Here is a 1,852-nt window from a genome sequence, read left to right on the forward strand (position 1 = left end):
TCTTTCTCGATTCTTGGTCGATAAGAGATTAGGGGAGCCCCCTTCGCCTCGCTCCGGCTCGTCGGCCAGCCTGGCGGCTGCCCTCGTCGCCGGAGTCGCTATACCTCCCCAAAAACGTTACGCCGTGAAGTGGATTAAGTGAAGGGCGCCTTGCGCGGGAAGCCTTGCGCCGCCCGAATTCTCTCCTTACGCGGGCTTCCAGACCCTGACGAGGCACTTCTTGGTGCGCTCGCCGGAGAGCGGGGTGTGGTCGATGTTGGAGTAGGTCACCACGTAGTCGCCGGCGCCCGTCGAGGCGAGGAAGTCGCCGTAGTCGTCGGCGCCGTTCTCCACCTCGATCGAGAAGTACTGGCGCCCCGCGAGGTCGACGCCGCACACGGCGCTCGTCGACTTCACCATGAGCCACGTGCCGCACCAGGCGGGCGCCGCGAGCGGCGTGCGCGGGAAGCGGAACCACGTCGCGTCGCCGTAGGGGACGGCGGCGAAGCGGGCGACGGAGGCGGCTGCCTGGGCGTTGCGCTCGGCGAGCGAGAGCTCGGAGGAGGCGGACCCAGAGCCTGACGCGGACCCTGACGAGGCGCCTGACGCGGACCCTGACGAGGCGCCTCCTACCTGCGCGAGCGCGTCCTCGGCCAAGATCCCCGTGGTCACCTCGTCGGCGGGCAGGTACGTCCCGAGGTTCGCGATGCCCCCGCCGTAGCTGTAGATGCCGTCGAAGGCGAAGCTGAAGCCGGTCGGGCCGTAGCCCAGCTCGAAGGGCTTCATGGACGAGGGGAGCACCAGCGCGTCGGTGACCTGGCCCGACTCCGCCTCGATGCGCGTGAGCTGGTAGTAGGTGCCGTTCGTGTCGGCGCGCGGCGCCGCGATCACGCCGTCGCGGACGGAGCACGGCGCGCACGCCATGCGGCCGTGCGAGACGTAGACCGCCTCGGCGTCGGACGAGCCGAACGCGGCGCGCTTGAGCGTGGAGTCCTCCTGCTTAGCGGGGCCGTCGAGGTTGGGAAGCGTCTGCCAGAACGCGTAGCCGCCGGCCGCGGCCAGCGTGGGCATCTCCCAGTCAGAGGTGCCCTCCTCGGCGAGCGCGGGCGTGCCCACCGAGGCGCCCTCGAGGCGCGCGTGGTAGACGCGCCACGTGCCCTCGAGGATGTCGGCCTCGGTCCAGACGAGGCCCTTGTCGCAGGCGCGCACGTCGTAGATCTCGAAGCCCTCGGACTCTCCCACGGCGTGCTCGATGACCGTGGTGCACGTGCCCGCGCCCAGCGTGAGCAGGCCCACCTGCGCGAGGGGCTTGGCCGTCTCGGTGGGGATCAGGCAGACGGCGGTCGAGTCGCTGTTCGCCCAGATCAGGCTGCCGTAGGGGAGCTCCTGGGAGCTCACGAGCGCTACGGCGGCCGAGGCGTCCTCGATCTGCGCGCAGTCCTCCGTGGTGAACACGGAGGACTCGGGGACCTTCAGCGTGGCCACGTCCGAGCTGTCGTTTGCGGCCAGCTGGCTGGCCGCGTAGCCGCCGCCTCCGAGCAGGGCCAGCGCGGCGACGCCCGCGACGCCGTAGAGGAAGTGGCGGCGCGTGAGCAGGACCTCGCCTGCGACGGGCAGCTTGACCTCGACGCCTGCGGAGGCGGACACGCGCGGCGTGACCGAGCGCGCGGAGTGCGCGCCCGCGGGGACGTGCGCGCGGGGGGCGTGCGAGCCGGAAGGCACGCCGACGCGCTGGGAGTTCGAAGTCGCGCCGACGCGCTGGGAGCTGGAAGTCGCGCCGACGCGCTGGGAGCTCGCGGCCTTGCCGCCTGAGGCGCCCGCGCTTCCGCCCCGCCCCGCGCCGCGCGTGCCCCGCCTCGCGCCGCGAGCGCCC

Annotated in this window: 1 protein-coding gene; it reads right to left on the bottom strand. The window is 72.1% G+C overall.

The window, feature by feature from the left end:
• Positions 1–186: 186 nt before the first annotated feature.
• On the bottom strand, positions 187–1,852 hold a 1,666-nt coding region (locus HRL41_RS11830; RefSeq protein WP_172137194.1), incomplete at its 5' end, for a hypothetical protein.

This window comes from Adlercreutzia sp. ZJ473, from assembly GCF_013185065.1.
Lineage (GTDB): Bacteria > Actinomycetota > Coriobacteriia > Coriobacteriales > Eggerthellaceae > CAAEEV01.